The organism is Veillonella sp. S13053-19 (genome assembly GCF_002959835.1).
GTDB classification, from domain to species: Bacteria; Bacillota; Negativicutes; order Veillonellales; family Veillonellaceae; genus Veillonella; species Veillonella rogosae.
The window spans coordinates 196508-221693 of sequence record NZ_PPDA01000007.1; the positions used below are offsets into that span (position 1 = coordinate 196508).

At 37.9% G+C, this 25186-nt stretch carries 26 protein-coding genes; 20 read left to right on the plus strand and 6 right to left on the minus strand.

The window, feature by feature from the left end; genetic code table 11:
- Positions 1 to 322 precede the first annotated feature (322 nt).
- From VEHSUH06_RS02735 to VEHSUH06_RS02755, 5 genes are all read left to right on the plus strand, one after another.
- Entirely contained in the window at positions 323 to 925 is a 603-nt protein-coding gene (locus VEHSUH06_RS02735) for a hypothetical protein (protein ID WP_105081541.1), read from the plus strand.
- A gap of 253 nt (positions 926 to 1178) precedes the next feature.
- On the plus strand, positions 1179 to 2450 hold the full coding sequence (locus VEHSUH06_RS02740; protein ID WP_105097678.1) for a putative porin: 1272 nt from the start codon (positions 1179 to 1181) through the stop codon (positions 2448 to 2450).
- A 146-nt stretch (positions 2451 to 2596) separates the two neighbouring features.
- Complete coding sequence (locus tag VEHSUH06_RS02745; protein ID WP_009351835.1) at positions 2597 to 3202, plus strand: hypothetical protein; 606 nt, start codon at positions 2597 to 2599, stop codon at positions 3200 to 3202.
- Between the two features lie 190 nt (positions 3203 to 3392).
- Positions 3393 to 4613 (plus strand): MFS transporter, encoded by a 1221-nt coding sequence (locus VEHSUH06_RS02750; protein WP_105097679.1) that lies wholly within the window; start codon positions 3393 to 3395, stop codon positions 4611 to 4613.
- A 189-nt stretch (positions 4614 to 4802) separates the two neighbouring features.
- Positions 4803 to 5687 (plus strand): LysR family transcriptional regulator, encoded by an 885-nt coding sequence (locus VEHSUH06_RS02755; RefSeq protein ID WP_105097680.1) that lies wholly within the window; start codon positions 4803 to 4805, stop codon positions 5685 to 5687.
- 67 nt (positions 5688 to 5754) lie between these two features.
- On the opposite strand, the gene VEHSUH06_RS02760 is transcribed toward VEHSUH06_RS02755, so the two are convergent.
- Entirely contained in the window at positions 5755 to 6369 is a 615-nt protein-coding gene (locus tag VEHSUH06_RS02760; protein ID WP_105081544.1) for a LysE/ArgO family amino acid transporter, read from the minus strand.
- A 134-nt stretch (positions 6370 to 6503) separates the two neighbouring features.
- Positions 6504 to 7544, minus strand: a complete 1041-nt coding sequence (locus tag VEHSUH06_RS02765; protein ID WP_105081545.1) for a YeiH family protein — start codon at positions 7542 to 7544, stop codon at positions 6504 to 6506.
- Between the two features lie 347 nt (positions 7545 to 7891).
- On the opposite strand from VEHSUH06_RS02765, the gene VEHSUH06_RS02770 reads away from it, so the two are divergent.
- The 4 genes from VEHSUH06_RS02770 to VEHSUH06_RS02785 all read left to right on the plus strand — a co-directional run bounded on the left by VEHSUH06_RS02770 (position 7892) and on the right by VEHSUH06_RS02785 (position 13047).
- A complete protein-coding gene (locus tag VEHSUH06_RS02770; RefSeq protein WP_009351966.1) occupies positions 7892 to 8437 on the plus strand; it encodes a carbonic anhydrase in 546 nt (181 codons plus the stop codon).
- A gap of 744 nt (positions 8438 to 9181) precedes the next feature.
- Complete coding sequence (gene bioD / locus VEHSUH06_RS02775) at positions 9182 to 9934, plus strand: dethiobiotin synthase (protein ID WP_105097681.1); 753 nt, start codon at positions 9182 to 9184, stop codon at positions 9932 to 9934.
- A gap of 134 nt (positions 9935 to 10068) precedes the next feature.
- Positions 10069 to 11457, plus strand: a complete 1389-nt coding sequence (gene bioA / locus VEHSUH06_RS02780; RefSeq protein ID WP_105097682.1) for an adenosylmethionine--8-amino-7-oxononanoate transaminase — start codon at positions 10069 to 10071, stop codon at positions 11455 to 11457.
- 249 nt (positions 11458 to 11706) lie between these two features.
- Complete coding sequence (locus tag VEHSUH06_RS02785) at positions 11707 to 13047, plus strand: anaerobic C4-dicarboxylate transporter (protein WP_105081548.1); 1341 nt, start codon at positions 11707 to 11709, stop codon at positions 13045 to 13047.
- Between the two features lie 92 nt (positions 13048 to 13139).
- Here the strand turns inward: VEHSUH06_RS02785 and VEHSUH06_RS02790 are convergent, their stop codons facing one another.
- From VEHSUH06_RS02790 to VEHSUH06_RS02800, 3 genes are all read right to left on the minus strand, one after another.
- Positions 13140 to 13550, minus strand: a complete 411-nt coding sequence (locus VEHSUH06_RS02790; RefSeq protein ID WP_105097683.1) for a Fur family transcriptional regulator — start codon at positions 13548 to 13550, stop codon at positions 13140 to 13142.
- Positions 13551 to 13683: 133 nt separating this feature from the next.
- A complete protein-coding gene (locus tag VEHSUH06_RS02795) occupies positions 13684 to 14502 on the minus strand; it encodes a metal ABC transporter permease (protein WP_105097684.1) in 819 nt (272 codons plus the stop codon).
- Positions 14495 to 15268, minus strand: a complete 774-nt coding sequence (locus VEHSUH06_RS02800) for a metal ABC transporter ATP-binding protein (protein WP_105097685.1) — start codon at positions 15266 to 15268, stop codon at positions 14495 to 14497. The genes VEHSUH06_RS02795 and VEHSUH06_RS02800 overlap by 8 nt, the downstream gene beginning before the upstream one ends.
- Positions 15269 to 15416: 148 nt before the next feature.
- Between VEHSUH06_RS02800 and VEHSUH06_RS02805 the strand changes: the two genes are divergently transcribed.
- The 8 genes from VEHSUH06_RS02805 to VEHSUH06_RS02840 all read left to right on the plus strand — a co-directional run bounded on the left by VEHSUH06_RS02805 (position 15417) and on the right by VEHSUH06_RS02840 (position 21906).
- Positions 15417 to 16322: a metal ABC transporter substrate-binding protein gene (locus tag VEHSUH06_RS02805; RefSeq protein ID WP_105097686.1), complete on the plus strand. Its 906-nt coding sequence runs from the start codon at positions 15417 to 15419 to the stop codon at positions 16320 to 16322.
- Positions 16323 to 16513: 191 nt separating this feature from the next.
- On the plus strand, positions 16514 to 16975 hold the full coding sequence (gene tnpA, locus VEHSUH06_RS02810; protein WP_005380067.1) for an IS200/IS605 family transposase: 462 nt from the start codon (positions 16514 to 16516) through the stop codon (positions 16973 to 16975).
- A gap of 333 nt (positions 16976 to 17308) precedes the next feature.
- On the plus strand, positions 17309 to 17878 hold the full coding sequence (locus tag VEHSUH06_RS02815; RefSeq protein ID WP_105097687.1) for a hypothetical protein: 570 nt from the start codon (positions 17309 to 17311) through the stop codon (positions 17876 to 17878).
- A gap of 170 nt (positions 17879 to 18048) precedes the next feature.
- Positions 18049 to 18765 (plus strand): hypothetical protein, encoded by a 717-nt coding sequence (locus VEHSUH06_RS02820; RefSeq protein ID WP_105097688.1) that lies wholly within the window; start codon positions 18049 to 18051, stop codon positions 18763 to 18765.
- 51 nt (positions 18766 to 18816) lie between these two features.
- Positions 18817 to 19488 carry a hypothetical protein gene (locus VEHSUH06_RS02825; protein WP_105097689.1) on the plus strand — a complete coding sequence of 224 codons (672 nt, stop codon included), beginning with the start codon at positions 18817 to 18819 and terminating at the stop codon, positions 19486 to 19488.
- A 182-nt stretch (positions 19489 to 19670) separates the two neighbouring features.
- Positions 19671 to 20354, plus strand: coding sequence for a hypothetical protein (locus VEHSUH06_RS02830; RefSeq protein ID WP_105097690.1), 684 nt, complete (start codon positions 19671 to 19673; stop codon positions 20352 to 20354).
- Between the two features lie 163 nt (positions 20355 to 20517).
- On the plus strand, positions 20518 to 21147 hold the full coding sequence (locus VEHSUH06_RS02835) for a hypothetical protein (protein WP_105097691.1): 630 nt from the start codon (positions 20518 to 20520) through the stop codon (positions 21145 to 21147).
- 150 nt (positions 21148 to 21297) lie between these two features.
- A complete protein-coding gene (locus VEHSUH06_RS02840) occupies positions 21298 to 21906 on the plus strand; it encodes a hypothetical protein (protein WP_105097692.1) in 609 nt (202 codons plus the stop codon).
- Positions 21907 to 22046: 140 nt separating this feature from the next.
- Here VEHSUH06_RS02840 and fliB read toward each other — a convergent pair whose 3' ends face one another.
- Positions 22047 to 22949, minus strand: a complete 903-nt coding sequence (gene fliB / locus VEHSUH06_RS02845; RefSeq protein WP_105097693.1) for a flagellin lysine-N-methylase — start codon at positions 22947 to 22949, stop codon at positions 22047 to 22049.
- 159 nt (positions 22950 to 23108) lie between these two features.
- Between fliB and VEHSUH06_RS02850 the strand changes: the two genes are divergently transcribed.
- From VEHSUH06_RS02850 to VEHSUH06_RS02860, 3 genes are all read left to right on the plus strand, one after another.
- Positions 23109 to 23672 carry a PepSY domain-containing protein gene (locus VEHSUH06_RS02850; protein ID WP_199179717.1) on the plus strand — a complete coding sequence of 188 codons (564 nt, stop codon included), beginning with the start codon at positions 23109 to 23111 and terminating at the stop codon, positions 23670 to 23672.
- 516 nt (positions 23673 to 24188) lie between these two features.
- Positions 24189 to 24683: a ribonuclease E gene (locus VEHSUH06_RS02855; RefSeq protein ID WP_105097695.1), complete on the plus strand. Its 495-nt coding sequence runs from the start codon at positions 24189 to 24191 to the stop codon at positions 24681 to 24683.
- 205 nt (positions 24684 to 24888) lie between these two features.
- Positions 24889 to 25167 carry a PepSY domain-containing protein gene (locus tag VEHSUH06_RS02860; protein ID WP_105097696.1) on the plus strand — a complete coding sequence of 93 codons (279 nt, stop codon included), beginning with the start codon at positions 24889 to 24891 and terminating at the stop codon, positions 25165 to 25167.
- The last annotated feature ends 19 nt before the right edge of the window (positions 25168 to 25186 follow it).

Sequence of the window (25186 nt, forward strand, 5' to 3'; positions counted from 1 at the left end):
TGATTTGTATGTCCTTTATAATATGACAAATTAATCTAAGCCCCTTGTATTGCTATTAGTTTATGCTAAGCAATACAAGGGGCTTTTATTTGCTAATTTTGGTTAGCATACTTTAGATACTATAACATTATTTCTGATTGAATTACCTATTTTACCGAAACACTTTGGAGTTGTTTATATAGTTAGAATGAAAGACTAAATTAGAATTATTCTTATAATGAATGGTACCTATCTAATAAAAGTAATCTACAAATCTCGATTTAAATGATAAAATATATTAAGTAAATTTGGCGTTTTAGGAATTATGTTAGAGAGGTTTAAGATGAATCAAGTGGAAACGAAACAGTATAAGAGTATTTACCATATCTTTATATGGATTGCAGTATTTTCTTTAATTATGATCGGTTTGTTGGAATGGGGGTACATTGAGAGTGGTCGTGCCTTTGGTAACTATAAAGTATATACAGGCCTTGTACCTTGGTGCGCGTGGATTGTGATGACTTATTTGGCGACGCGCCCTAAATGGTTTACTAGTCGTTATAACTTAGGTGAAATGTTCAAGATTCACCGTGCATTAGGTATTGCTTCTGTAGCTGTTATTGCGTTCCATTTATATCTCTATTTTGGTAAAGCTGCTAAATCCGTTCTCGGTTGGTGGGGTGGCTATGTAGCCCTTACTTCCTTCAGTATTGGTACAATCTCGGGCCTTGCATTTTTAACTCCAAAACTTAGAAAAGTAACTGCATCTAGCCGTAATGTTGGTATTTGGCTGCATCGTTTCAACTTAGTTGCATTGGTAGCTGCTTCCGTTCATATTCATGGCTTTAAACGTATCTCCAAAATGGTACCATTCCTTCCTGTGTTTGATATCATTACATATGGCCTTGTTATCTACTGCATCTACTTGATGTTTAAAAAGAAATAATAAGATACATACAAATCCCTTCTGTATTATACAGAAGGGATTTTTTCGTTATATTTTTATTGTTTAGGAAATTAAATAGGCCATATTATTAGTTAAAGGTATATATATTTGTGAGATTGATATACATTTTCTCTTTACTCTGTTAATGAAAGTTGTTATTATTTCTATGTTATGTTTGATAATGATAATTAAGTTCATATATTCATTATCTACTCATTTTATTTTTTATTATTTTTAGTGTGTGAGGTTCATTATGATGAAACGTAAAATGACTAGTGCTTTTGCAGTAGCAGCTGTGATGGGTGTAGCTACAGCCTTTGCTGTTAACCCGTTTTCCGATGTTCCGTCCGATAGCTGGGCTTACCAAGCAGTAGATCAATTGGCTACAGCGGGTATTATCAATGGTTATCCTGATGGGACTTTCAAAGGCCAAAATAACATTACTCGTTACGAAATGGCTCAAATGATTGCGAAAGGCATGGCTAATCAAGATCGTGCTAATGCAGAACAACAAGCTATGTTGAACCGCTTGGCTGACGAGTTCTCCAATGAATTGAATACACTCGGTGTGCGTGTAGCTAAATTGGAAGACCGCGTAGGCAATGTTAAAGTAACTGGTGATGCTCGTATCAATTACATTGGTAAGGAGGGTATCGATGGTTACGATTACGAAGACAAAATCACTGCTCGTGTGCGTTTAGGTATCGATGCGAAGGTTAATAAAAACACCTCCGTGAAAGCCCGTATTACGACAGGTTCTATTGAGTTAGGCGATAGTGCTAAAGCGGTAGAGCCTAATTGGGATCTAGTTTATGTAGAGCATAAATTTGGTAAAAATTTTGTAGTAGATGCAGGTCGTTACACTCAAAAATTTGGTGGTGGCTTGATTTATAGCTCTAACTTTGATGGTGTAGGCGCTACAGCGAAGCTAGGTGAAAAGGTTACATTAAATGGTGCATATGGTTATATGACAGCAGGCCGTTTTGCTAAGACTGATAAAGATAATAATGGCGATGTGGGTATCGTAAATGCTAATGTAGCCGTTAATGACCGTTTTGCTTTCGGTGGTATGTTCGCTCATGTAGGGGCTGCAAATGTTCGCATGGGCAATGGCTTGAAAAACAATGATTTTGATAATGTATATGGTTTTAATGCAAAATACAATGTAGGTAAACTAGATGTTCATGGTGAATGGGTAAAAGCATCTGGTTTGAGTGATTCCGATGTTTGGAATGTAGGTGCTAAATGGGGCAACTATAAAATTGATAAAAAGAATTCCTGGGTAGTAAGCTTAGATTACTACGATCAAGCTAAAAATGCGCCGATTTTCAAAACACAAAAATATGAATCTAATGATTTACAAAAAACAACACGTTTTGAAGGTTATAAAGCTTGGGAGTTAGGTGCATCTTACGCTCCAGAGAAAAATATTGGTATTAATGCATACTACGGCTTCAATGCTAAAACACAAGAGGGTAATCGTGTAAATGATTACTACCGTGCAGACCTCAACTTCAAATTCTAGTTCTAATTTTAGGATGGATCTGGATTTAATAACTAATTAGTTTTAAGTTCTAAGTAGAATGCTATGTGGATTGAAATTGTTAGCATGCTACATTAGACCAAACTAGTTATATACTTGTAGTTTGCATAAGGCATAGAGAGGTTTATATGGCAGAAGTAGTAAAAAAACAGTTTAAGAGTAAATACCATATTTTAATATGGATTGCGGTTTTATCCCTAATATTTATGGGAATGGTAGAATATGGTTATGTAACAGGAGGTAAATCATTTGGTAACTGGAAGGTTCACTTAGGTCTTATTCCGTATGTTGCATGGCTTGTATTAACATATATTGCAACAAGACCAAAATGGTTTATCAAACGATATAATCCAAAGGAAATGTTTGAAGTTCATCGCATCGTAGGTATCGTTAGTGTTGTTCTTGTATGTGCACATTGGTATGTATACTTCTTGAAAGCATTGAAGTCCTTCTTAGGATTCTGGGGTGGTTATATCTCTCTTGGAGCCATGTTTATTGCTCTTATCTTTGCCGTATTGTACTTAACGCCTTGGGTAGGCAATATGGCAAAATCTGTATCTCGTAAAAAAGCAATCTGGATTCATCGTTTGAATCTTATTGCTATCATTGCAGCAAATATTCATGTTCATGGTTTTGGACGTTTGTCTAAAATGGTACCATTCTTGCCTGTATTTGATGTAGTGACGTATGCACTTGTTATTTACTACATCTATTGGATGTTTAAACAAAAATAATAGGCTGTATAATTTATCTTTCCTTTAGTAAAAGGAATCATATTATGTTGTAAGAAGACCATCTCTAAACCTTATTGCAAGGAAGAGATGGTCTTTTGTTATTGTTTGCGATACAATAGGACTATAAGTATATATTCTACGGATTTGTGTAAGTATATGCTGTTTGTTATTGTTAAGAAAGAAGGTCATTATGGATTCTTCTTGGAAACGAATTATATATTTAATCTGCACCATACAGGTTGGTGGCGGTATAACCATTATAGGGGTAGTTTCGTTTATTCCTTTGTTTTTGGCTGAACTAGGACTTCATGATCAAGGACAGGCGGCTATGTGGGCAGGGATAGTATCTGGAGTTACACCTTTAATGGTAGCGCTTAGTGCGCCTTATTGGTCTCGTAAGGCAAATCAATGGGGACCTCGTAAGGTGATGATGCTCATATTGTTTATTTTGATGATTACTGTTGGCGCTTGTGCTTTTACACAGACGCCAATGCAATTATTGATTTTGCGTATTTTGCAAGGTGTTGTGGGTGGATATGTTCCGATAGGATTAGCTATTATTGTCCTTATAACACCTGAGAATAAAGTGCCTTGGGCGATGGGCTTATACCAAGCGTCTATGGTTATGGGCCTCGTCTTTGGACCGCTCATGGGTGGTCTTGTGGCTGACTTCTTAGGTTATCGTGCACCATTTTTCGTATTTTCTGCATTGACTGGGATTTGTATGTTAGGGATTTACTTCTTAATGCCCAATTTACAGTTCAAACATAAGGTGGATGAAAGTGTATCAGAAATTTCTCTGATTAAATATTTTTTATCTATACCTCGTGTACGACTCCTTGTAGGAATGCTATTCTTGTGTAATTTTGGTATTACTGGTATAGGTCCTATTTTACCGTTATATATTAAGCACTATATGCATATGACTGACGAGTTTGTGGCGACTATCGTAGGTATTATTATCTTCGGTGCCGGTTTATTCAGTGCCTTAGCATCGATTTCAATTAGTAAGGTAACCAGGTGTGTGACTATGCCTCGTATAGTATTTACTGCTACGTGGGCGGTGGGGACCTTGTTTATACTTCAATATATGATGCCTAGTATATGGGGCCTTGGTATATTCCGTGCTATTGCAGGCTTCTTCATGGGGTTCGTTACCCCTATTGCTAATACGCTCATATCTAAGGCGGTTCCTGTTGAGCGGCGTGGCATTGTGTTTGGTGCTGTATCGAGTGTAGCTATGATGGGCAATGTGTTGGGTCCTGTTATTAGTGGTATGATTGCTCGTACTTTTGGTTATGGTGCTGTATTCTGGACTACGGCAGCCATATTCTTTGTAGCAGCACTATTTATTTATCGTAATTTAGTGCTTCCAAGTGAAAGTGACGCATCACAACTAAGTGACTCTTAGTGAAAGCAACGGACCGCAATTAAGTGATTCTGAGTGAAAGCAAAGCATCGTAATTTAGGGACTTTCACAATTACATACAATTAAATATAATTAGTAATATAAGAAACAGAAGCCAATGAGAGGGGTTGGATTGTGTTGTGGTTGTACGGTGGTGGTCCGTACGATGTTGAGAGATGAGAGTGTATAGTTATGCTATTAAAACAGTTAGAGTATTTTGTGTGTGTAGTAGACAATAATAGTTTTACCCAAGCGGCAACTGAGCAGTATGTGTCCCAGTCTGCAATTTCACAACAAATTAAAGCGCTTGAAAATAGTCTTGGTGTTGAATTGATGGTACGGGAGAAACGCAGCTTTCACCTAACACCTGCAGGGCAATATTTATATCGATCTGGTAAAAAGTTACTAGAACGGTTTCATGATGTTAAGGTAGAAACGACACGCATTGGTACTGATGCGCGAGTGAGTTTGCGCATTGGCTATTTGAATCGGTATAGTGGTATTGCGATGCAACAGACTGTAATTCGTATGGCAAAGCGCTATAAGAATCTAGATATTCGTATGTATAGCGGCAGTCATGAAGAATTATATGGTATGTTACAAGATCGTCGTGTAGATGTAGTATTTAATGATCAATGGCAAGTTTTATCTGATGATTATGAAAGCCAGTTGATCGATAAAGCCACTACTATCATCGAGGTTCCACAAGGCTACACGGATGCTGGTAGTGTGGAGCTGAAGACCATTGATGATTTGCCACTGATTTTAGTGTGTCGCGGTAAATATACTTTGACGGAAGAAGACCATTATCGAAAGGCAATGGGCTATAGTGGTGCTTTTGCGTATGCCCGAACTTTAGAAGAGGCTCGATATTTAGTGGCTGGACAACAAGGTTTGCTATTGTTAGATCGCTTTAAATACCTAACAGATGCGCTACCAGGAATAGAGAGAAAGGCTCTTACGAATTATGGTAAGACCATGGAACGTCATTATTATTTCGTATCTCAAAGGAGTCAGGATAACACCTATGTAGAAGCCTTTAAGGATATGTTTATACAAGTATTAGATGAATTCTAAATGCGAATTAAAATTTGAATTCTAAAACCAAATATAAAAGCCGTTAGCATTGCTAACGGCTTTTATATTAGAAGAACTCTAGTAACATCGTAACACCATCGATGAATAATTTAATACCATAAATAGTAAGGACCGTACCACAGAAGCGATTGATCCATACCATATGACTGATTTTGATTTTCTTAGCTAATAGATGCATAACTGTGGCTAGAGAACCAAACCAAATTGGTGTCATCGCAAGGAAACCACCAAAGAAATAGTAAATTTCCTCTTTTGGAATATTCGCTTGGAACGCTCCAAGTAGCATGGTTGCATCAAGAACAGCTTGAGGATTTCCCCAAGACACGGCAATGGCAGACATGATGAGTTTACGAATGGGAATGTGTGTATTTAGATTGCGCATGTCGGGTTCTGTTCTAAAGATATTGGAACCCATATATATGATAAGCAAGCTACCGAATAGGATAACAATGAGCTTCATAATCGGCCACATTTCTAATACGGCACCTATACCGTAAAAGGCGGCAGCACTAAGACTCATATCAAAAAGCGCTAGAATAGCTAGCGTCAATATAATACGCCGTACAGGCTGAACTAACGCTGTATTAATAATAAATAGGTTTTGCATGCCAACAGGGGCAAACGTAGCGAGGCCGACAAGAAGTCCTTGTAAGAAGTACATATTAACCCTCCTGACTATGGTATGATAAAGTACTAATAAGGTGAATAGTAGCACGAAACCCCTCCATTACTGGAGGGGTTATTACTATTCTAACTATATACAATTATATCATACTATATAAAGTATGTACATTTTTACCATAAATCGATCATATGTTGTGTTACAAGGCTTACGGCCGTGATAGCAATCCAGCAACAAGCACCTAATGCAAGGGCAGAGCCACCAGATTTCAATAATTTCACAATATTAGTATTAAGGCCGATTGCCACCATGGCCATTGTAATAAAGTATTTGGAAATTGTTTTGAAGATACTTAAGAATCCGATATCTACATTAGCATAGGATAATGCTGTTGTAATAAGGGAGCAAATTACAAAGTAGAGAACGAATTTAGGGAAGATTTTCGCAACGCTTACGCTAGATCCATCTGTTTGAGCTGCATTTTGTTTTGCTTTGTATACTTGGTAACTAGCAAGACCTAAACAAATAGGAATAATAGCAAGGGTACGAGTTAATTTAACGATTGTTGCATATTCTAGTACTTGTGTACCAGTGCCTTTCATACTATCCCATACAGCAGCAGTTGCAGTTACAGAGGATGTATCGTTTACAGCAGTACCTGCGAATAAGCCAAAACCCATGTTGGAAAGACCGATAGCATCGCCAAATTGAGGAAAAACGAAAGCGGCTACTACATTGAAGAAGAATACAACAGAAATCGCTTGTGCAATATCTTGATCTTCTGCCTTAATAACTGGTGCTGCCGCAGCGATAGCGGAGCCACCGCAGATGGAAGAACCTACACCGATAAGAACGGCCGTATTGGAATCGATGTGGGTTAGGCGATAGATAACATAAGCCACGATTAAGGATGTAGCGATGGTAGAGATAATGACGGGTAAAGAAATCCAACCTACATGTAAAATCTGTGTAATGTTAAGCCCAAAGCCTAATAAGATAACAGCCCATTGTAAAATCTTTTTGGATGTAAATCCAATGCCAGCACCTGTTTTTTCTCGTTTCCAAGAGGTGAAGATAGTGCCAATAATTATACCTAAAATGATGGCAAAGATTGGACTACCTACTAGATGAAACTGCTGTCCTAGTAGCCAACAAGGAATAGCGAGAACGGCACAGAGCAAAATGCCTGGCAACGTTTTTTGATTGATACCCATTATAAAACCTCCTTACTGTACATACAGTTTACGTCATATGCGGTATCATGTGACGTTTGTTTTCTATAGTATTAATAGTACCACAGGAGTGGTTTTTTAATCTACTATTTATGTAAGAAATATACAATATATTCATCTTTGTGAATGTATTGGTACTGGTGGATATTAGTATGAATATTAATGATGAATATAGAATTATTATGTAATTAATGGTCTTTTTATGAGCTTGATAAGTTATAATAATTATTTATAAATGATAAATTTAACTTGTTTTGTGATGAATACGGTGTATATAATGAGTAGAATCTATTTCAAGTGGAAATAGAATACATATAGTGAGGTACCTTATGATTGACATTGCAAAAATAATAGAAACTAATAAAGAATATGTGAAACAACACCCTGAACTACCTAAGGCTGGGTTAACAAGCCACCCTACTAAGAAGCTTGGCATCGTAACATGTATGGACACACGTTTAGTATGCATGTTAGAAGACGCATTAGGGTTTGATCGCGGTGAAATCATCGTTATTAAAACTGCAGGTAACAGCGTAACACAACCTATCGACAATATCGTACAAAGTCTACTCGTAGCCACCTATGGGATGGAAATTGAAGACGTACTAATCATCGGTCATGAAAACTGCGGCATGATAGATTTTTCTGCTACAACATTTATGGAATCTATGAAAGCAAAAGGCATTAGCGAAGATGCGATTCGCATGATTGAACCAGGCCTTATCGACTGGATGGACCGGTTCCATATATCTGAAGATAATGTAATCTATACAGTAAACTTCTTGCGCCACCATCCACTATTCCCAAAAGGAATGGGATTCTATGGAGGGATGATGGATCCTGATACAGGCGAATTCCGCTACCTCGAAATATAATCCGAGATTTGATGGGGCCCAAGTTGATTTGTACATTTAAGTGAAAAAGGACGCGAACTAACCTCTACGCTCCAAAGCGAGCTAAGTCGCTAATCGGTTAGTTCTCGTCCTTTTTCCTACTGTACCTATGAATTAGTCCCATCAAATCTGAATATCCATTAACGAGTTAGCGTAATTTCGCCATATCAAGAGGGGGGAGAATTTAATGGGGTCCCTCTACATAACTACATTTAGGTAAAAAAGAGTGATGACTAACCTCTACGCTCCAAAGCGAGCTAAGTCGCTAATCGGTTAGTCATCACTCTTTTTATAATTGTATTTATGAACTAGTCCCATCGAGTCTATTCATAAATCAATAAAACGAAATTCACTGTATCAAATAAGTAAGGGGCAAAAAAGTTCGCATCCTTTCTCTTTCCCCATACAGCCAACCTATTATTCTCGCATTTAAGGGTGTAGATAGGACTATATGGGACTGTTACATAAGTACAGCCATAAAAATCACAGAACCTAGTAAAGAGCGACTTAGCTCGCTTTGGAGCGATGAGCTAGGTTCTGTGATTTTTAACAAGGCTCTCACTAATGTGTCGGGGCCCCATATAGTCCTATTACGGTAAACCTTAAGCGTAATAATAGGTTGACTATATATTCCCTTTCGCTGTATATTGTAGTTAGATTGTAAACTTAATCACATAAGTTAGTTAACCTATGCAGCGGTGAGTATTCGCTTGAGAGGAGCCATGTATGAAGCAGTTAGGTATTTCTATAATTGGTACGGATACGGATGTAGGCAAGACGTTTGTAACAGGCTTGTTGGGGGCTATGGCTGTAGATGATGGTTTTGCCGTTGGTATGGTGAAACCCGTATCTTCTAGTGCGGTACCTTTTCCTGAGTGCGTAACGATGGATGAGGATAATTATAATGTAGGCCTTGAAAGTAAGGATGCTACGCATTTAATGCGTGCTGTAGGTATTCCTGAGTCCCGTCGTCATGAAGTAAATCCTTATGCGATTGCTGGAGATTTTTCTCCTCGTCTCGCAGCGGAACTAGCAGGCATAGAAATCGATTATGATAGTGTTGTACAGCATACTCTAGATGTGGTGAACCGCTATGATCTAACCTTTGTAGAGGGGGCAGGTGGTATCACGACTCCTCTGTATGGCGATAAAACTTTCACCGATTTTATGAAGGATATAAAACTACCAGCTATTGTCGTAGCAGATGGCCGACTTGGCTCTATTAACCGTGCTATTTTGACTTGTGAATATGCAAAGATGCATGGTATTGAGGTGAAAGCTATTATCGTAAATGATACGACGGCAGTAGATCCATTCTTGTTGAAAACAAATGTAGCTGACATGGAACGTTATACAGGGATTCCTGTCCTAGCTGTTGTACCGCCATACCAAGGGCCAGATATTCAAAAGGTTCAACTTGGTTGGGCTCGCTCGTTTATTGATTCTAAAAAGTTATGGAATACAGTGTTAGGTCTATAAAGCTTAGGTAGAATGATTTTGTATAAATTAGATCTACAGTTCTGTATAGATTAGATCTACAATTTTGTATACATTAATTAGTTATGTAATAGAGAGTTATAGTTTGTAATACTTGTTAAGTATGAGGTGACAAAATGGCAGAGAAACAGCTTTCACAAGCAGCACAATGGGACCACGAGTTTGTATGGCATCCATTTACACAAATGCAAGATTGGCTAGCACAAGAGCCGGTAGTAATCGAACGCGGTGAGGGGGTTTTCCTCATCGATGAGAACGGTAAAAAGTATTACGATGGCGTTTCCTCCTTGTGGGTTAATATTCACGGTCATAATCATCCTGTGTTAAACCAAGCGTTGAAAGATCAAATCGATAAAATTGCCCACAGTACATTATTAGGTCTTGTAAGCCCACCGTCCGCACAATTATGTAAAGAGTTAGTAGAACTTGCTCCAGAAGGTTTAGATAAAGTATTCCTATCTGATGATGGCAGTACGGCTATCGAGGTAGCTATTAAGATGGCATATCAATACCGTCAACAAGTAGGACAAACGAAAAAGACTAAGTTTATCGCCCTCAATGCAGGCTATCATGGGGATACATTGGGTACCGTATCTGTAGGTGGGATTCAGTTGTTCCATCAAGTATTTCATAATCTATTATTCAAACCATTAACGTTGCCAAGCCCTGGCGTCTATGCAGATGTAGCCGATCGAGATAAAGCCTTTGAAGAATCATTGGCGGAACTAGAGCGTATCCTTAATGAAGAAGGCGATGAAATTACAGCGCTCGTTATGGAACCATTAGTACAAGCAGCAGCAGGTATGCTCGTAATGCCTCACGGCTATTTGAAACGAGTTCGTGAGTTGACAGAAGAACACGATGTATTCCTCATCGTCGACGAAGTAGCGACAGGCTTTGGTCGGACTGGTAAATTCTTTGCTTGTGAACATGAAGGCGTATCTCCAGACTTCATGACCTTGTCTAAAGGTATTACGGGCGGTTATATGCCGTTGGCGGCAACTTTGACTACAAAACGCGTGTTTGATGCATTCCTTGGTACCTTTGAAGAAAAGAAAACCTTCTATCATGGTCACTCCTATACAGGGAATGCCTTGGCGTGTGCCGTTGCATTGGCTTCCTTGAAAGTATTCCGCGATGAAAAGGTTATCGATCAATTACCTGCGAAAGTAGAAGCTTTCACAAAGGCCTTAGAACCTATTAAGTCCTTGAAGCATGTTAAAGAGGTTCGTCAACGGGGCCTCATCGTAGGTATTGAGCTTGAAAAAGATGTGGCTACGCACGAAGCATATCGTCCAAATGATGCGGTTGGTGCTAAGGTGGCCATCCTTGCTCGTGAACAAGGTCTCATCTGCCGTCCTATCGGTGACGTAGTTATCCTCATGCCTCCATTGGCATCCACTGTAGAACAATTAGAGGATATGGTTCGTATCGTTGGTGAAAGTATCCAACGTGCTACCGAAGAAGAAGGCTTGTTGGAAGATTTACGCCCAATTATTTTGTAAATAATAAGGCACACCTTACTATTGAAATATAAGGTATAGAGTTTATTCTATTCATCTATTAAGCATATGTAATTAAAATAGCTACACCTATTGCTTCTTTACGCCTGTGTAAAGGTCGTTAGGTGTAGCTTTTTTATATAAAAAATCGATATTTTCATGAAATTTTTAAAATATATTCTATACATTCTCAAAATCCGATGATTAATTAGCATATCTATGATACTATATATGTATAAAGGAGGTCATCGTATGGACATTTATGTAATTATGCAAGTTCTTATTTTATTTGGTGCCATCTTCCTCGGTGTTCGCCTCGGTGGTATGGGCATCGGTTACGCTGGCGGCCTTGGGGTTGTATTGTTAAGCCTTGGTATGGGTATGTTCCCAGGTCAGATTCCGTGGGATGTAATTCTCATCATCATGTCTGCTATCGCAGCCATCTGTGCCTTACAGTTAGCTGGCGGTCTTGATTATTTGGTGCGTATTGCAGAAAATATTTTGCGCAAAAACCCTAAGCACATTAACTATTTAGCACCAACAGTAACGTATTTCTTAACTCTATTAGCTGGTACTGGTCATACAGCATTCTCTATGATTCCGGTAATTGTAGAGGTGGCGAAAAGTGAAAACATTAAGCCATCTGTACCATTATCCATCGCCGTTGTAGCGAGTCAAATCGGTATTACAGCGAGTCCAGTATCCGCAGCAGTTGTTGCAATGAGTGGTTTCCTTGAGCCGTATGGCGTAAACTACCCTACATTGCTTGCTATCTGTATTTCTACAACATTCGTAGCGGTTATGATTACAGCGTTTATCATGTCTACCTTTGCGAATAATGACTTGTCTTCTGATCCAGTTTACCAAGAACGTTTGGCAGCAGGTCATGTGGCACCGCCTCGTGAAAAAAATACAGATTTCGCTTTGAAACCAGGTGCAAAAACTTCTGTATTGATTTTCTTAATTGGTATTATTTGTATCGTATTCTATGCAACTGCAATCTCCAAAAACATTGGTCTTGTTAAACCAGTTATTTTTGGTCGAAATGATGCTATCATCGGCTTCATGATGATTATTGCAGCAGCAATCACTTACTTCTGTAAGATTGATACAGCACAACTTGTTAATACTAGCACATTCAAATCCGGTTTATCCGCATGTGTCTGCGTACTAGGTGTAGCATGGTTGGGTGATACTTTCGTAAAAGGTCATATTCCTGAAATCAAAGCTCTTGCTTCTAGCATGGTAACGGCATATCCGTTCTTGTTAGCCGTAGCATTCTTCTTTGCAAGTACATTGTTGTATAGCCAAGCGGCAACTACACAAGCATTGGTACCTGCTGTAATTCTAGCTCTCGGTATTACTCCAGAGAACCCAGGATCCGTATACATTATTATCGCATCCTTCGCAGCTGTATCTGCACTCTTCGTATTGCCTACATATCCAACACTCTTGGGGGCTGTACAAATGGATGATACCGGCTCTACACGAATCGGTAAACTCGTATTTAACCATCCGTTCTTTATCCCTGGCGTACTATCCATTGCTATCGCAGTAGCACTTGGCTTCGTAGTAGCTCCATTGATGCTGTAATTGGTGAAAGCTAAATAAGGTTAATACAAAATATATTAAAATCAGAAAAGGACGTAACTTTAAAGGTTACGTCCTTTTGGTTTGCTTATGTATTATTTGTTTTTGCTATTACATTTCTTACAGAGACCTGCAATTTCTAGATGATGTTCTGTGACGGTAAAACCTACGTCGGAGAGCTCTTTGGGCATCTCTACAACAGGGCAAGTATGGAGTGGAACCATAGTGCCACAGCTAGTACATACCGCATAGTGGCGGTGTGTATGCGGCGTAATTTCATAGTAGGCCATATCGCTACCCATGAGTGTTGTACGGGTAACGATTCCTTTTGTTTCTAGTAATTCTAGGGTGCGATAGATAGTAGACATCCACGTAGTATCGCTATCGCCTAATTTTTCAGCAATCTCAATAGCTGTCATAGGTTTATCCGCTGTTATTAATACCGACCAAATGGCTTCGCGCTGTTTGGTTTTTTTTATGCCTTCTGGCCAAGGTGTTGTATTCATAACTCTCTTTCGATTCTATTTAAATACTAAAACTGTTATACACCTGTATGGTTAAATGACTTATATGGCTAATAATTAGATGTCTTATATGGCTTATAATGTAGCTGTTTAAATATATTAACTATTATTTTGTTTATTTGCTAAATTGCATTCGTCTTATGATCGCCCGAATATTTTTAATGACTAACACCACTAGCAAGATTCCTACCGATGTTAGAGATACAAAGCCACCAGGAGCTACGTTGAGATAGTAAGATCCGAATAGACCAATAATCATAGCGAGTAAACTAAATCCAATGGAGCATAGTAAAGTTGTTCTAAATCCTTTTTCTAGCTGTAGTGCCGATGCTATAGGTAAGGCAATCATAGCACTTAATACGAGGACGCCAACGATTTTAATGGAAATAGACACGGCTGCAGCCATTAGGATGGCAAAGATATAGTTAATAAAATCTACCTTAACACCGGCTACGCGAGCTGCTTCTTCATCGTAAGCGATGTAGAGTAAGGAGTTATATAAGAAGTATAGCGTTAATACTGACAAAATAGTAAGGACCGCAATGCTAATCATATCAGCCGCATTTACTGTTAAAATGCTACCGAAGAAAAATACATTGGCATTAGCTTTCAGTTTACCTGAACTAATAAGCGTAATGGCAGTACCAATACTGAGGGATAAGATGATGGTAAGAATTAAATCGAGATGGTGGGAGAAGTATTTTCGCAAAAACTCGATGAGGGCACCACAGATGGCGGTAAAGATGAAAGCCCCTAAGATAGGGTTTGTACTTGTTAACAAGCCTAGAGTGATACCTGCCAGGGATGCGTGGCTCATGGTATCGCCAATCATACTGGACCGGCGTAATACCATGAAAATACCGATACATGGGCATAATAGTGATATGCAGATGGCTACGAAGAAGGCATTTTGCATAAAGTCATAACTAAACATTGCGCACCTCCTCAGTTGTAGTATCATCAGCCTGAGCCTGAGCCTGAGCCTGAGCCTGAGTTGTTACATCTGTGAAGCAAGAACAATTTTCGTGATCTACAGGGTTACGACCTGTATTATGCATGATTTCGCAAGCGTATTGCTCAGGTGAGCAAAGGTGGCCGTGGCCATTTGAGATATGGTAGATGTTGGTAGAATTAGCGATTGCCATTTCCAAGTTATGTTCAACAGAGATTATCGTAATATGATGCTTTTGGTTTAAATCGCGAAGAAGTGTGTAGATGCCTTCTTGGCTTTTTCTGTCGATGCCTGTGGATGGTTCATCAAGGATGATGAGGTCAGGGCTGCCGATAAGGGCTCGGGCGATGGATACTCGCTGTGCCTGACCACCAGAGAGCTTACTGATGAGGCGGTCTTTAAATTCCGTCATATTTGTGAGCTCTAATACGCGATTAACTTCGTTTTTATCTTTTAATTTTAAAAGCTTGCGGTAGGAGTCGAGAATTTCTGTTACCGTAATAGGGAAACCTGCATGGGAGAAATCATTTTTTTGCGATACGTAGCGAATATTATTCGTATTCCGTTTGATAGAGCCTTTTACAGGGGTAAGAAAACCCAATATGAGACGGAGTAAAGTACTTTTACCACATCCATTGTCCCCGACGATGGATATATAGTCACCGCTGTGAATATGTAGATTTAGGTCATTTAACACGTAAGGTGGCTGACCTTGATAGGAAAAATAAAGATGTTCTATGGATAACATATAAAAAACCACATTTCTAATTGACAAAATTCTGAGTAAGTTTATACTATAACTATATTACAAATGCAACTGAGTCGCAACTGCAACAAAAGAATAAGCAGTATTCTATGGAGGCATAGCGTTCAGGATTAACAAAAGGAGGACTACGATGGTCAAGAAACTGGTTTTGTTAGTTGTAGGCATTATGATGGCTGCTCTATTTGCAGGCTGTGGTAATGATGCACCGAAGGAACAAGCAAGTAAAAAGATCCAAGTGGTAACAAGTTTTAATGCAATGGCTGAATTTACAAAGGCTATTGGCGGTGACAAGGTAGAGGTATCTACTATTATTCCAGATGGCGTTGAGCCACATGATTTCGAGTTGAAACCAGAAAATATGAAACAATTGGCAACAGCTCAAGTATTCGTTTATAACGGTTTTGGTATGGAGCCTTGGGCACAACAAGCTATCGAAGCAGCTAAAAATGATAAGCTCGTAACTGTTGTAGCTACTAAAGGCGTAGAAGCTATTAAAAATACTGATCCTGAAGAAATTAAGGAACATGGTGCAGAAGATCCACACGCATGGTTATCTTTAAAAGACGCTAAAATTGAAGTGAAAAACATCAAAGATGCTCTTGTAAAAGCTGATCCAGCAAACAAGGATTACTATGAAAAGAACTACACTGAATACGTTGGTAAACTAGATGCAATGATTAAAAAATATGAAGAGCAATTCGCTAAAGCTCCTCATAAAAACTTTGTTACAGGCCATGCGGCATTTGCTTACTTAAGCCGTGACTTTGGTTTGGAACAAAACAGTGTCGAAGATGTATTTGCTGAAGGCGAACCAAATGCAGCGCAATTAGCTAAACTCATCGAATATGTTAAAGAAAATAACATCACTACTATCTTTGCAGAAGAAATGGCTAGCCCAGAAGTATCTAAAACTTTGGCAAAAGAAGTGGGTGCTAAGGTAGAAACTATTTATACTATTGAAAGCAAAGAAGACGACAAAACATACCTACAACGTATGGACGAAAACCTTACAAAAATTGCAGAATCTTTGAAATAAGATAAACGAAGAGCAGCCCTAAATGGGCTGCTTTTTTATTATTGTCTTTAGACTGGTTCGCGACGTAGTCGCGAATCATAAAACCACCCGCTATGCGGGTGCGGCAACGAAAGTTATACAAAAAAATCACCTTGCTTAAGTATAATGTAGGTGTTCAAGCCGCATTATATACAAAAGAAAGGTGATTTTATATGGCAACAAAGACACAGAGCCTTGCGCACACAAAATGGTTATGCAAATACCACATAGTATTTACACCTAAGTATAGACGTAAAGTTATATATAATCAATACAGAAATAGTTTACGTGAAATACTGAGACGTTTATGTGAATATAAGGGCGTCAAGATTATAGAGGGGGAGCTTATGGCAGATCATGTGCATATGCTAGTGTTAATTCCACCTAAAATATCAGTTTCATCTTTTATGGGATATTTAAAGGGTAAAAGTGCGCTAATGATGTTCGATAAACACGCAAACTTAAAGTATAAATTTGGAAATAGACACTTTTGGTCCGAGGGATATTATGTAAGTACGGTAGGATTAAATGAAGCTACCGTAAAAAAATATATACGTGAGCAAGAGTTACATGACCAAATGAAAGATAAACTTAGTGTAAAAGAATATGAGGACCCTTTTAAGGGTAGCAAGTAATACATATCCCCTTTAAGGGGACCGTTACGAGTCAATGGCTATGCGGCTTGAACGTAGTGAAAGCCAGCGCCTTTAGACGCTGGCCTAGTACTACGGGCTTATAGCCCGTGAGCAAACCACCCGTTTTACGGGTGGTTCTGATTTGGTATGGTATGTTAGTTTCAACTAAAGTTTAACGAATATAGTATAATATATATTACGAGATAAAATAAAAAGGAGGTCCAATATGGTTATCACTAATAAATTAGGTGTTGCTGAATAGGACCTTGATCATAGTTATTATTTTGAAGGATATCAATTGTTTAAGAGTGAGGAGTTATAAGGTAGAGTATTATGAATGGTTTGTTTGGTCCTTATATAGAAAAATGGATGCATTTTGTGACCATTAAAAATATGTTATTACTAGCTATTGGATCGGTTATTATAACGGATTTAGGTTTACATTTGCTAAGAGTAATCTTTCCTAAAAGCTCTTTTTATGAAAGTACTTTATGGCAAGTTATTGGCCCTCTTGACTTTACAATAGATGATATTATCGGCTTTCTAGTTGGTAGTATTATTATGGTTTTGTTAATGTCCGGGGTGTTGTATGTCATTTTTAAAGTTTTTAAAGGGACAGGAACATTTAAACAGTTAGTAGCAGATATGCTACTTACGCTTTTCATAAATAGCTGGATACACTTGGCCTTGGCGTTGATTATTATTCCTATCACTGTTCTTTTAAATGTATCAGCTCAATCTAACTCCTATGGACTAAACTACTTGGAATGGATTAATGTTATTATTATGGCACTGTTGATGGCCAAGCAATTTAATCTTAGCCCATGGTTAACAGGTATTGTTTATTACTTTATTAGTTTTGTTATCACTATAATACAACTAGCATTCTCCGGCATGATTTAGGTGAGTATATAATATAAGATGTTGATAGATATCGTTTAGGTATCTATCAATTTTTTATTTGCTAATCGTGGTCGCTAATCAATTTAAAATAAATTTATATTTATTTTAAAAGTGTCTTGTGATAAAATGAAAAACATATATGTGCGTTGTTTGCGTTTGAAGGAGGGCTTATGGAAACAAAATGGTATTCAGATTTTAAGGAGTTGTGTATATCTCCCTTTAAGAAGGGAATACCCCAAATCGTAGCGTATGGATCTTGTATGAAAGGCTTTTACGGGGCTGCAGCAGTTAGTGTTGTAGGCTCGCTGCTGACCACGTTTATACCGGCTCTTATTATATCGATGATGCAGTTGCATCATACATTCTATGGCCGTATTTTTGTAATGAGTGCCAATGGTGGCGTTGCTATGCAATTAGCCTTTAATTTATTTCTTACCTTTTTAGGTCTATCTCTTAATGCCTATTTAGTTTCTTGGGTGGCTAATAAATTTGATGCTCAGACGACTCCGCAGGAAGTGCTAAAGGTGAATTGGTATTCCTATGCGTATGGACAATTACTGGCGCTTATTGGTGGGCTTTTGATAATGCCTGCTAGCATCTATTTCTTTATTAATATTGATAATTTCGGGCCCTTACAAGATCCACTCGACTTACCTTTGTCGATTATTCTATATGTACTTATCTCTTTCTTTATCCTAATGGGGATTTCTCTGTGGACTTGGTGGGTAAGTCTAAATTTATTAAGCCAACAAATTAACAAACCTAAACTCTCAACATTTGGTATTAGCCTATTGGCTGGTCTCATTCCATTTGTTATTATAAGTGCTATTATGGCGTTCATAGTTTTTACAGTAATGAACATGAGATATTCTAGTGGGTTATTTTAAATAGCCATACTTAGATTGTATGTGATGTAGAGTTATAATTTTGGAGGTTGTATGGAAACAACTTGGTATTCTGATATGGGGGCCCTTATAGTGGCTCCATTTAAACGTGGTATTCCGCAGATAGTGGAGCATGGTTCTTGTAAAAAGGGATTCTATGCTACAGCAGCTTTGGCATTGGTGTCCTTCTTATTTTCAAATATTCTACCGACTCTTGTAAGTATGATATTTGCAGATAAACTTGAGGTTGCTTTCACCGGTGCGGCAGCGTTATCTGGTATTGGCATATTAGGCCTTGCATTTGGCTTGCTATTTGCGTTTATTGGTATTGCTATTTATTCGGCTATTTTTTCTTGGGTGGCCAATAACTTTGATGCTCATACTACCTATGAATCTGTGTTGAAAATCATGTGGTATGAACAAGCTTATAACCAGATTATGGGGCTATTCTATTTCTTGGGTATCCTATTATTATCAGTGCCGTTTTTAGTGATACTAGGATTTAATCCTGATTCTACTGTTTTTGGTATTGTATGGATAACTATGATTATATTTGCATCAATCGCATTTGCAATCTTTACATTTTGGGTATGCTTAACAATGTTAAGTCGCCAAATTAATAAATCCCGTTTAGCTACTTTTGGCATTTCTTGTTTAACTAGTTTAATTCCAGTAATTGTTATCGTGAGCTTCTTCGCCTTAATCGCACTAGCTAGTTCCAGATAATTATATAGTTATGAAAATAATGAAAGCAAGGTATGAATGTACCTTGCTTTTGTGCTATAATAATGAACAGAAAATGAATTAATAATAAACTCATTATTTAAATTCGTGATCTTTGTGTTGTGTGCCGCATCATCCAAATTTGGGTGGTGCTTATTCTTATTGTGTAAAAGGTGGTGAGCGATATGATGGTTGGTTTAGTAGAGTTTATGTATCGCTTATTAAACCCCATTGAAGAAAAAAGTCCGCGCATGTATCACTTTGATGTTGCTTATGGGCAATTGATAGGGATGCTATTATTGTCACTCGTATGCTATCAATTTACCATTGTTGGTGAAGGTGTATATATAGATGCTATACGTGCGTTTATACGCAATTCTTCTTTATTAGTGAAGTGGCAATTATTTGCCCTTCCGGTTGGTCAACATGAAATACAAGTTTTCTTTGATCAGCTAGGAAAGCCGCGAGAGTTTTGGAATGCAGGGCGCTTTACGTGGGTCATTGTAAAAGGCATTCTTATGGCAGGCATCATTGTTGGTTATGCGATGGTACAAAAGCGTAAGTTTTATATACGTGCTATAGCAACTGGCGTATTGCATATGATGGCCTTGGCGCAACTGGTGGTTGCTTTATATACATTTACAGTAGGTATCATGTTGATTCTTACAACTGTACCATTATTGCTACAAGCCGTTATTGGATTCTGTATGATTGTCTTATGTGTTTTAAGTACAGGGTTATTGTTACAAACGATGGGACGTATTACAGGGGCTTGCATTAGCGGAACTACCTATGAAGGTTTGAGCGTTATGCTAGTAGCTATTCTTGTATCACTCTTGTGTGAAGGTCTTTATATGTTGACTCGATAAAATACATATACTATAGTTAGGACGAGGTATGCCTCGTCCTTTTTGTATGGCTCGATGATTTCTACTTTTCTATTGTGCTGCTATTAGCCATATATAACGTCGGCCCACTCAGTATTAATTATTACGGATTACCTAAAATATAGGTTAAATATAAGGAGTATCTATGAATTGGTATAAGGATATATTGCACTTGTTCACAAAGTTGAGTGAGCAATCCTTTCAAAATATTCTTGCATACGGCACTATAGCGAGGGCAGTGACTAATTTAGTAGTCTCTACTATTGTATTATATGGAATGACCTATGCGTTGCCATTGCTGATGAAAGCAATAGCGCCTGTGCTTGGCATAAAGCGTATGACCGGCTTTGCACATTTTGATATGGTCAGTGCTGTTGCTAATGCATCTTTTTTAATTTTTCAGATCCTCATAGGAGCCTTTGTTATATGGCGCTTACTTATTTTATTAGGTGGTAGTGGTACATATAGAGGGGTTATGTGCAATTATATATATGGATTAGCCTATACGAATGCACTTCGTACAGTTGTAATGGTGTTTGTTCATATTCTTGGTCTTATTTTATTTGCCATATCACAGCAAAAATACGTAGCGGATATAGCGTATTTAGTTACTATGTTTAGTCAGTATTATGCTGTATTTATCTGTGCTCAACTTATGCGACGCTATGTAGGTCTTGGCATTGTTAAGACCTATATTGTAATGTTCATTGTAGCCTTACTGTCCGTATCCGTTTTACCTCAATGGATTCGGGTTTTCCATACTTTGGTCAAGTAAACAGCTTTAATATAGCTCTATATAACCGTAAGATGAAAGTCTTGCGGTTTTTTTATGTTTTAATTTATATTAAAATTAATTATATATAATTTAAATCTTGAAATTTATGTTATAATTAACTTTAGAGTGTAGTTGAGAGCGGAGTTAGTTATGGATACGACATTTTTACGAGAGCTATCCCTATTGGTGCGTTCACCAAAGAAGGGGATAGATGAAATTTTCTGGTTTGGTACTTTAGAGAAGGGTATCAAAGCGGGGCTCGCCGGTTGGTGCGCTACCCATATATTAGGCTTTGCCTTAGGTATTGTATTATTACCTTTGGTCGCCGCTTTTGGAGGCTTTTTATTAGGCTTTATACCTGCCGTATATGGTATATTTTCCATCTTACGTGAGGTCATTGGTCTTGGCATGTATTGGTTTGTAGGTAGTTTTATTTTGTGGAAACTACTGAGTGTACTACTTGATCGAGAGTTTGACTTCAAACAAGTATTAATGGGAACAGCTTATATCGAAGGATATACAGGGGCATTGGGCTTAGCATTAATCTTAGTGTCTATTATTTGTATTTACCTTGCCCCTATTTTGATGGTCCTTTTAGTTCCATTGGGGTTAGCTTACGTGGGGGCCGTTATTTACGTTGCCGTTATGCTTTTATCTCGTCTTATGAACGTAGAGCCTCTTACAGTAGGGGCCGTTTATGTGGTCTTATTTATTATCAACCTTTTATATAACTGGATTATGCGTATACTCTTTGCGTAAATAGAATGAGTAAGTGTAATAAAACCTCCTAGTATTAGCTAGGAGGTTTTATTATGTCTTTATCTCTATTAGGTTAAGCAAGCTTATGCTTACATTGATGCTAATAGCTATGCTTATAGTAATGCCTATATATTAGCTTCCTATTGGAGTGTTTCATAATGTTGTAATAATAGCTCTACATTGTCTTCGTCGTATTCGATTTGTTGTGACCATCGAGCAATTTGTTTTAGTGTCTTACCTTCTATGGCGCTGGTCATAAGCATGTATTCAGTGCCATCCTTCGCATAATCAATGATAGATTCTAAGGAATAGTCTGCTAACATATCGATTTGGCGATACAAGATATATTGGTAGACCTTATTAAAAATGCTCATATCTTGTTGATGTACATAACTTGTAACAGAGGTAACGACCTGGTCTATATCCTTAGACAATGCATTGACTTGTGTAGTCCAGGCCTCATCTATAGGTTCCGTAGTCTTGTAGAGATCTAATAGCTGTTTATAATATTCTCCGCTAGGGCTTGGTGTATATTGGAATAGAGCAGGCTCTAAATCAAAGGCTAATAGTTGAAATACATTTTCTAGCTTTAGACGCTCATCAGGACTAAATTCATTATCATCATCCTCAATGGTAAATACTAATTCTCTATTATTATCATCTTTTGCTAGTAGTTCCACGGATGCTTCACAGGATAAACCAACACCACATAGTTCTAGATCTTCAATGTATTTATAAAATCGAGGGTGCATATGACAGGTGTCGCAAAGGCCTTCTTCGCCTAATTCGAGCACTACTTTGCAAAGCCCTTTTTCATTGAGTAAAGGGCACATAGGTTGTTCTTTAGAGAATACGAAATGGCTGCCTTCCTCATCAATGGTAATCGCTTGACGCAAGCTTTCACCAAGAGGTCCCGTCATAGTGTGATAACGCTCAGCCGTCGGTTCATCGATATCGATGGTCCAAAGCTGGCAGCATGTATTTTCACAGCGATCAGCTTTGCACTGAAATTCGTGATATATTGTCGGATAAATTGAAATCATAGTCAGCTCACTTGTAGTTATAAAAATTATTCTACGTGCATTGTATCATAGGGCGTAGGTCCATGCACTAATATTATAAATAAAGATTCATAAAGCTTATTGATTTAGTGTATAATTGTATATATACTATATGGTCCTGTTTGAGAGATGGAGGAGCCTATGAAATCATTACTTATAAAAGGTAGCCTTGTATTGGCGTTAGCAGCAGTGTTTGGCATGCCTAACGCGAGTGCCGCCCCTTTAGTAGCCGTAGAGCCAACTGTTGCGGTTGTTGATGGCAACCATGCAGCGATTGTCGGTGCTAATGGTTTATTAAATGCATTCATTCAAAACCATCCTAATGCGGTTATTACTGAAATTGCCTTTGATGCTGACGGTGGTCAAATTAAGTATGATGTTGAAGGCGTTGATGAAAGCGGCAAGTATGAGTTAACTTATATCTATGCAACGAATCAAATCTTTGAACAACGTGAAGGTGATTATCATAAATCCTTGAAGAAAAAATCTTTTGATCCTCGTGAGATTTTACCTCCAGCAGCAGTAGTTAATTTTGCTTACGCTCAAACACAAGACAAAGCTACGAGCCTTAATGAATGGTCTGTACATCATGAAAAAGGTAAGACTATTTACAAAGTTACCTTTGGTACCGAAGGGGACAAAGAGGTTGATGTACGCATTGATGCTATAAATGGTACATTACTATCTGTTAAGTTTGATGACTAATGTATGATTGACTAGTAATTATAGCTTAATAATTCCTAGTTAATTAATTTTGAATATAATAATTAAATGCCTCAATACTAGTTCTTTCATAGAAAATTACTAGCATTGGGGCGTTTTTTGTGAAAGTTTACTCATGAATGCAAATCTAAAGATAATGAGATTTATAATTATATGCCGTTCGTCCTTTATACATGGGATAAACGGCTTTTGTTATGGTATTCATAGAATATTTAAATAAAAATCGAAAGCTATAGATTTTCATTTTAAATATATGTAAATTCATTTTAGACTCACTCCAAAACGAGGTTTTTAGCACGGTTCTACATTTTGAGTTCATAGATTATCGATAGTATGTGTACCAGTCCAAGGACGAAACTCAAATATATCGGATTTTCCAGACTATATATCTACAGTCCACGCTAGATATATGTTTTGGAACTATATCGATAACACCGAGTTGGTTAAAAATATATATGTGAAATACTTACATATATATGAATTATCAAGGAGGATATTATGAAAAAATCTATTCTTAAAAGCAGTATTGCTTTAGCTGTAGCTGGCGTATTCGGTGCTACTGTAGCAGTAACAGCGGCTGAACAAGCAACTCCAGTACCTGTAGCACAAGACGTAGCCGTAACAGCAGCTCCTGTAGCACAACCTGTTGCAGATCAAGCAGTTCCTGCAATTGAAGTGGCTCCAGACACTACACCAGTTCCAACTGCTACTCAAGATATTAAAACTCCAGTAGCTCAAGAAACTGTAGTTTCTAGCGAAGCAAATCCTGCTGCAGCAGTTCCTACTATTGAAACAGCAGCTGTAGCAAAAGCCCCTAGTGAAACTAAAGTAGTACGCGTTGGAGATAAAAAAACAGAGCCTTCTGCAAAAGCTGAAAAAGCAGTAAAAAACAATAAAAAAGCACATGCAGACAAAGCTCCTAAAGCAAAAGCTGTAAAAGAAGAAAAAAAAGCTGATAAAAAAGAAACTACAAAAGAGGAAAAAAAACTCTAAAAGTAGAAAATCACAACCTAGCACAACAAGTCAGCCCACAGGCGTAGTCGATCAAAATAGTATTTTCGTAATTGGTGCTAATTATCTAATTGACCAATTTGAAACTAAATTTGGTGACTCTAAGATTACGAATGTATCCTTCAAAGCAGCAGATAAAACTGCTATCTATGAAGTAGCTGGTTTCAATGCCAACGGCGCTCATTCTATGACCCTTGATGTAGCGACTGGCAATGTAACTGAAGGTACTCCTAAAGCATATGATGCATCTATGGAAGCTAGTGCTATTGATGCTGGTACTGTGTTACCTCCACATGTGGCGATCAATGCAGCCTTCGCACAGACTGGCAACGTAGCAACGGGTATTAACTCTTGGTCTGTAGCTAATCAAAATGGTACACCTGTATACAACGTAGAGTTCCATGATGCACAAAATAAACCTGTATCCATCGTATTAGACGCAAAAACAGGTATGGCAGTAAAATAAGTGTAAAACCTTATTCCTA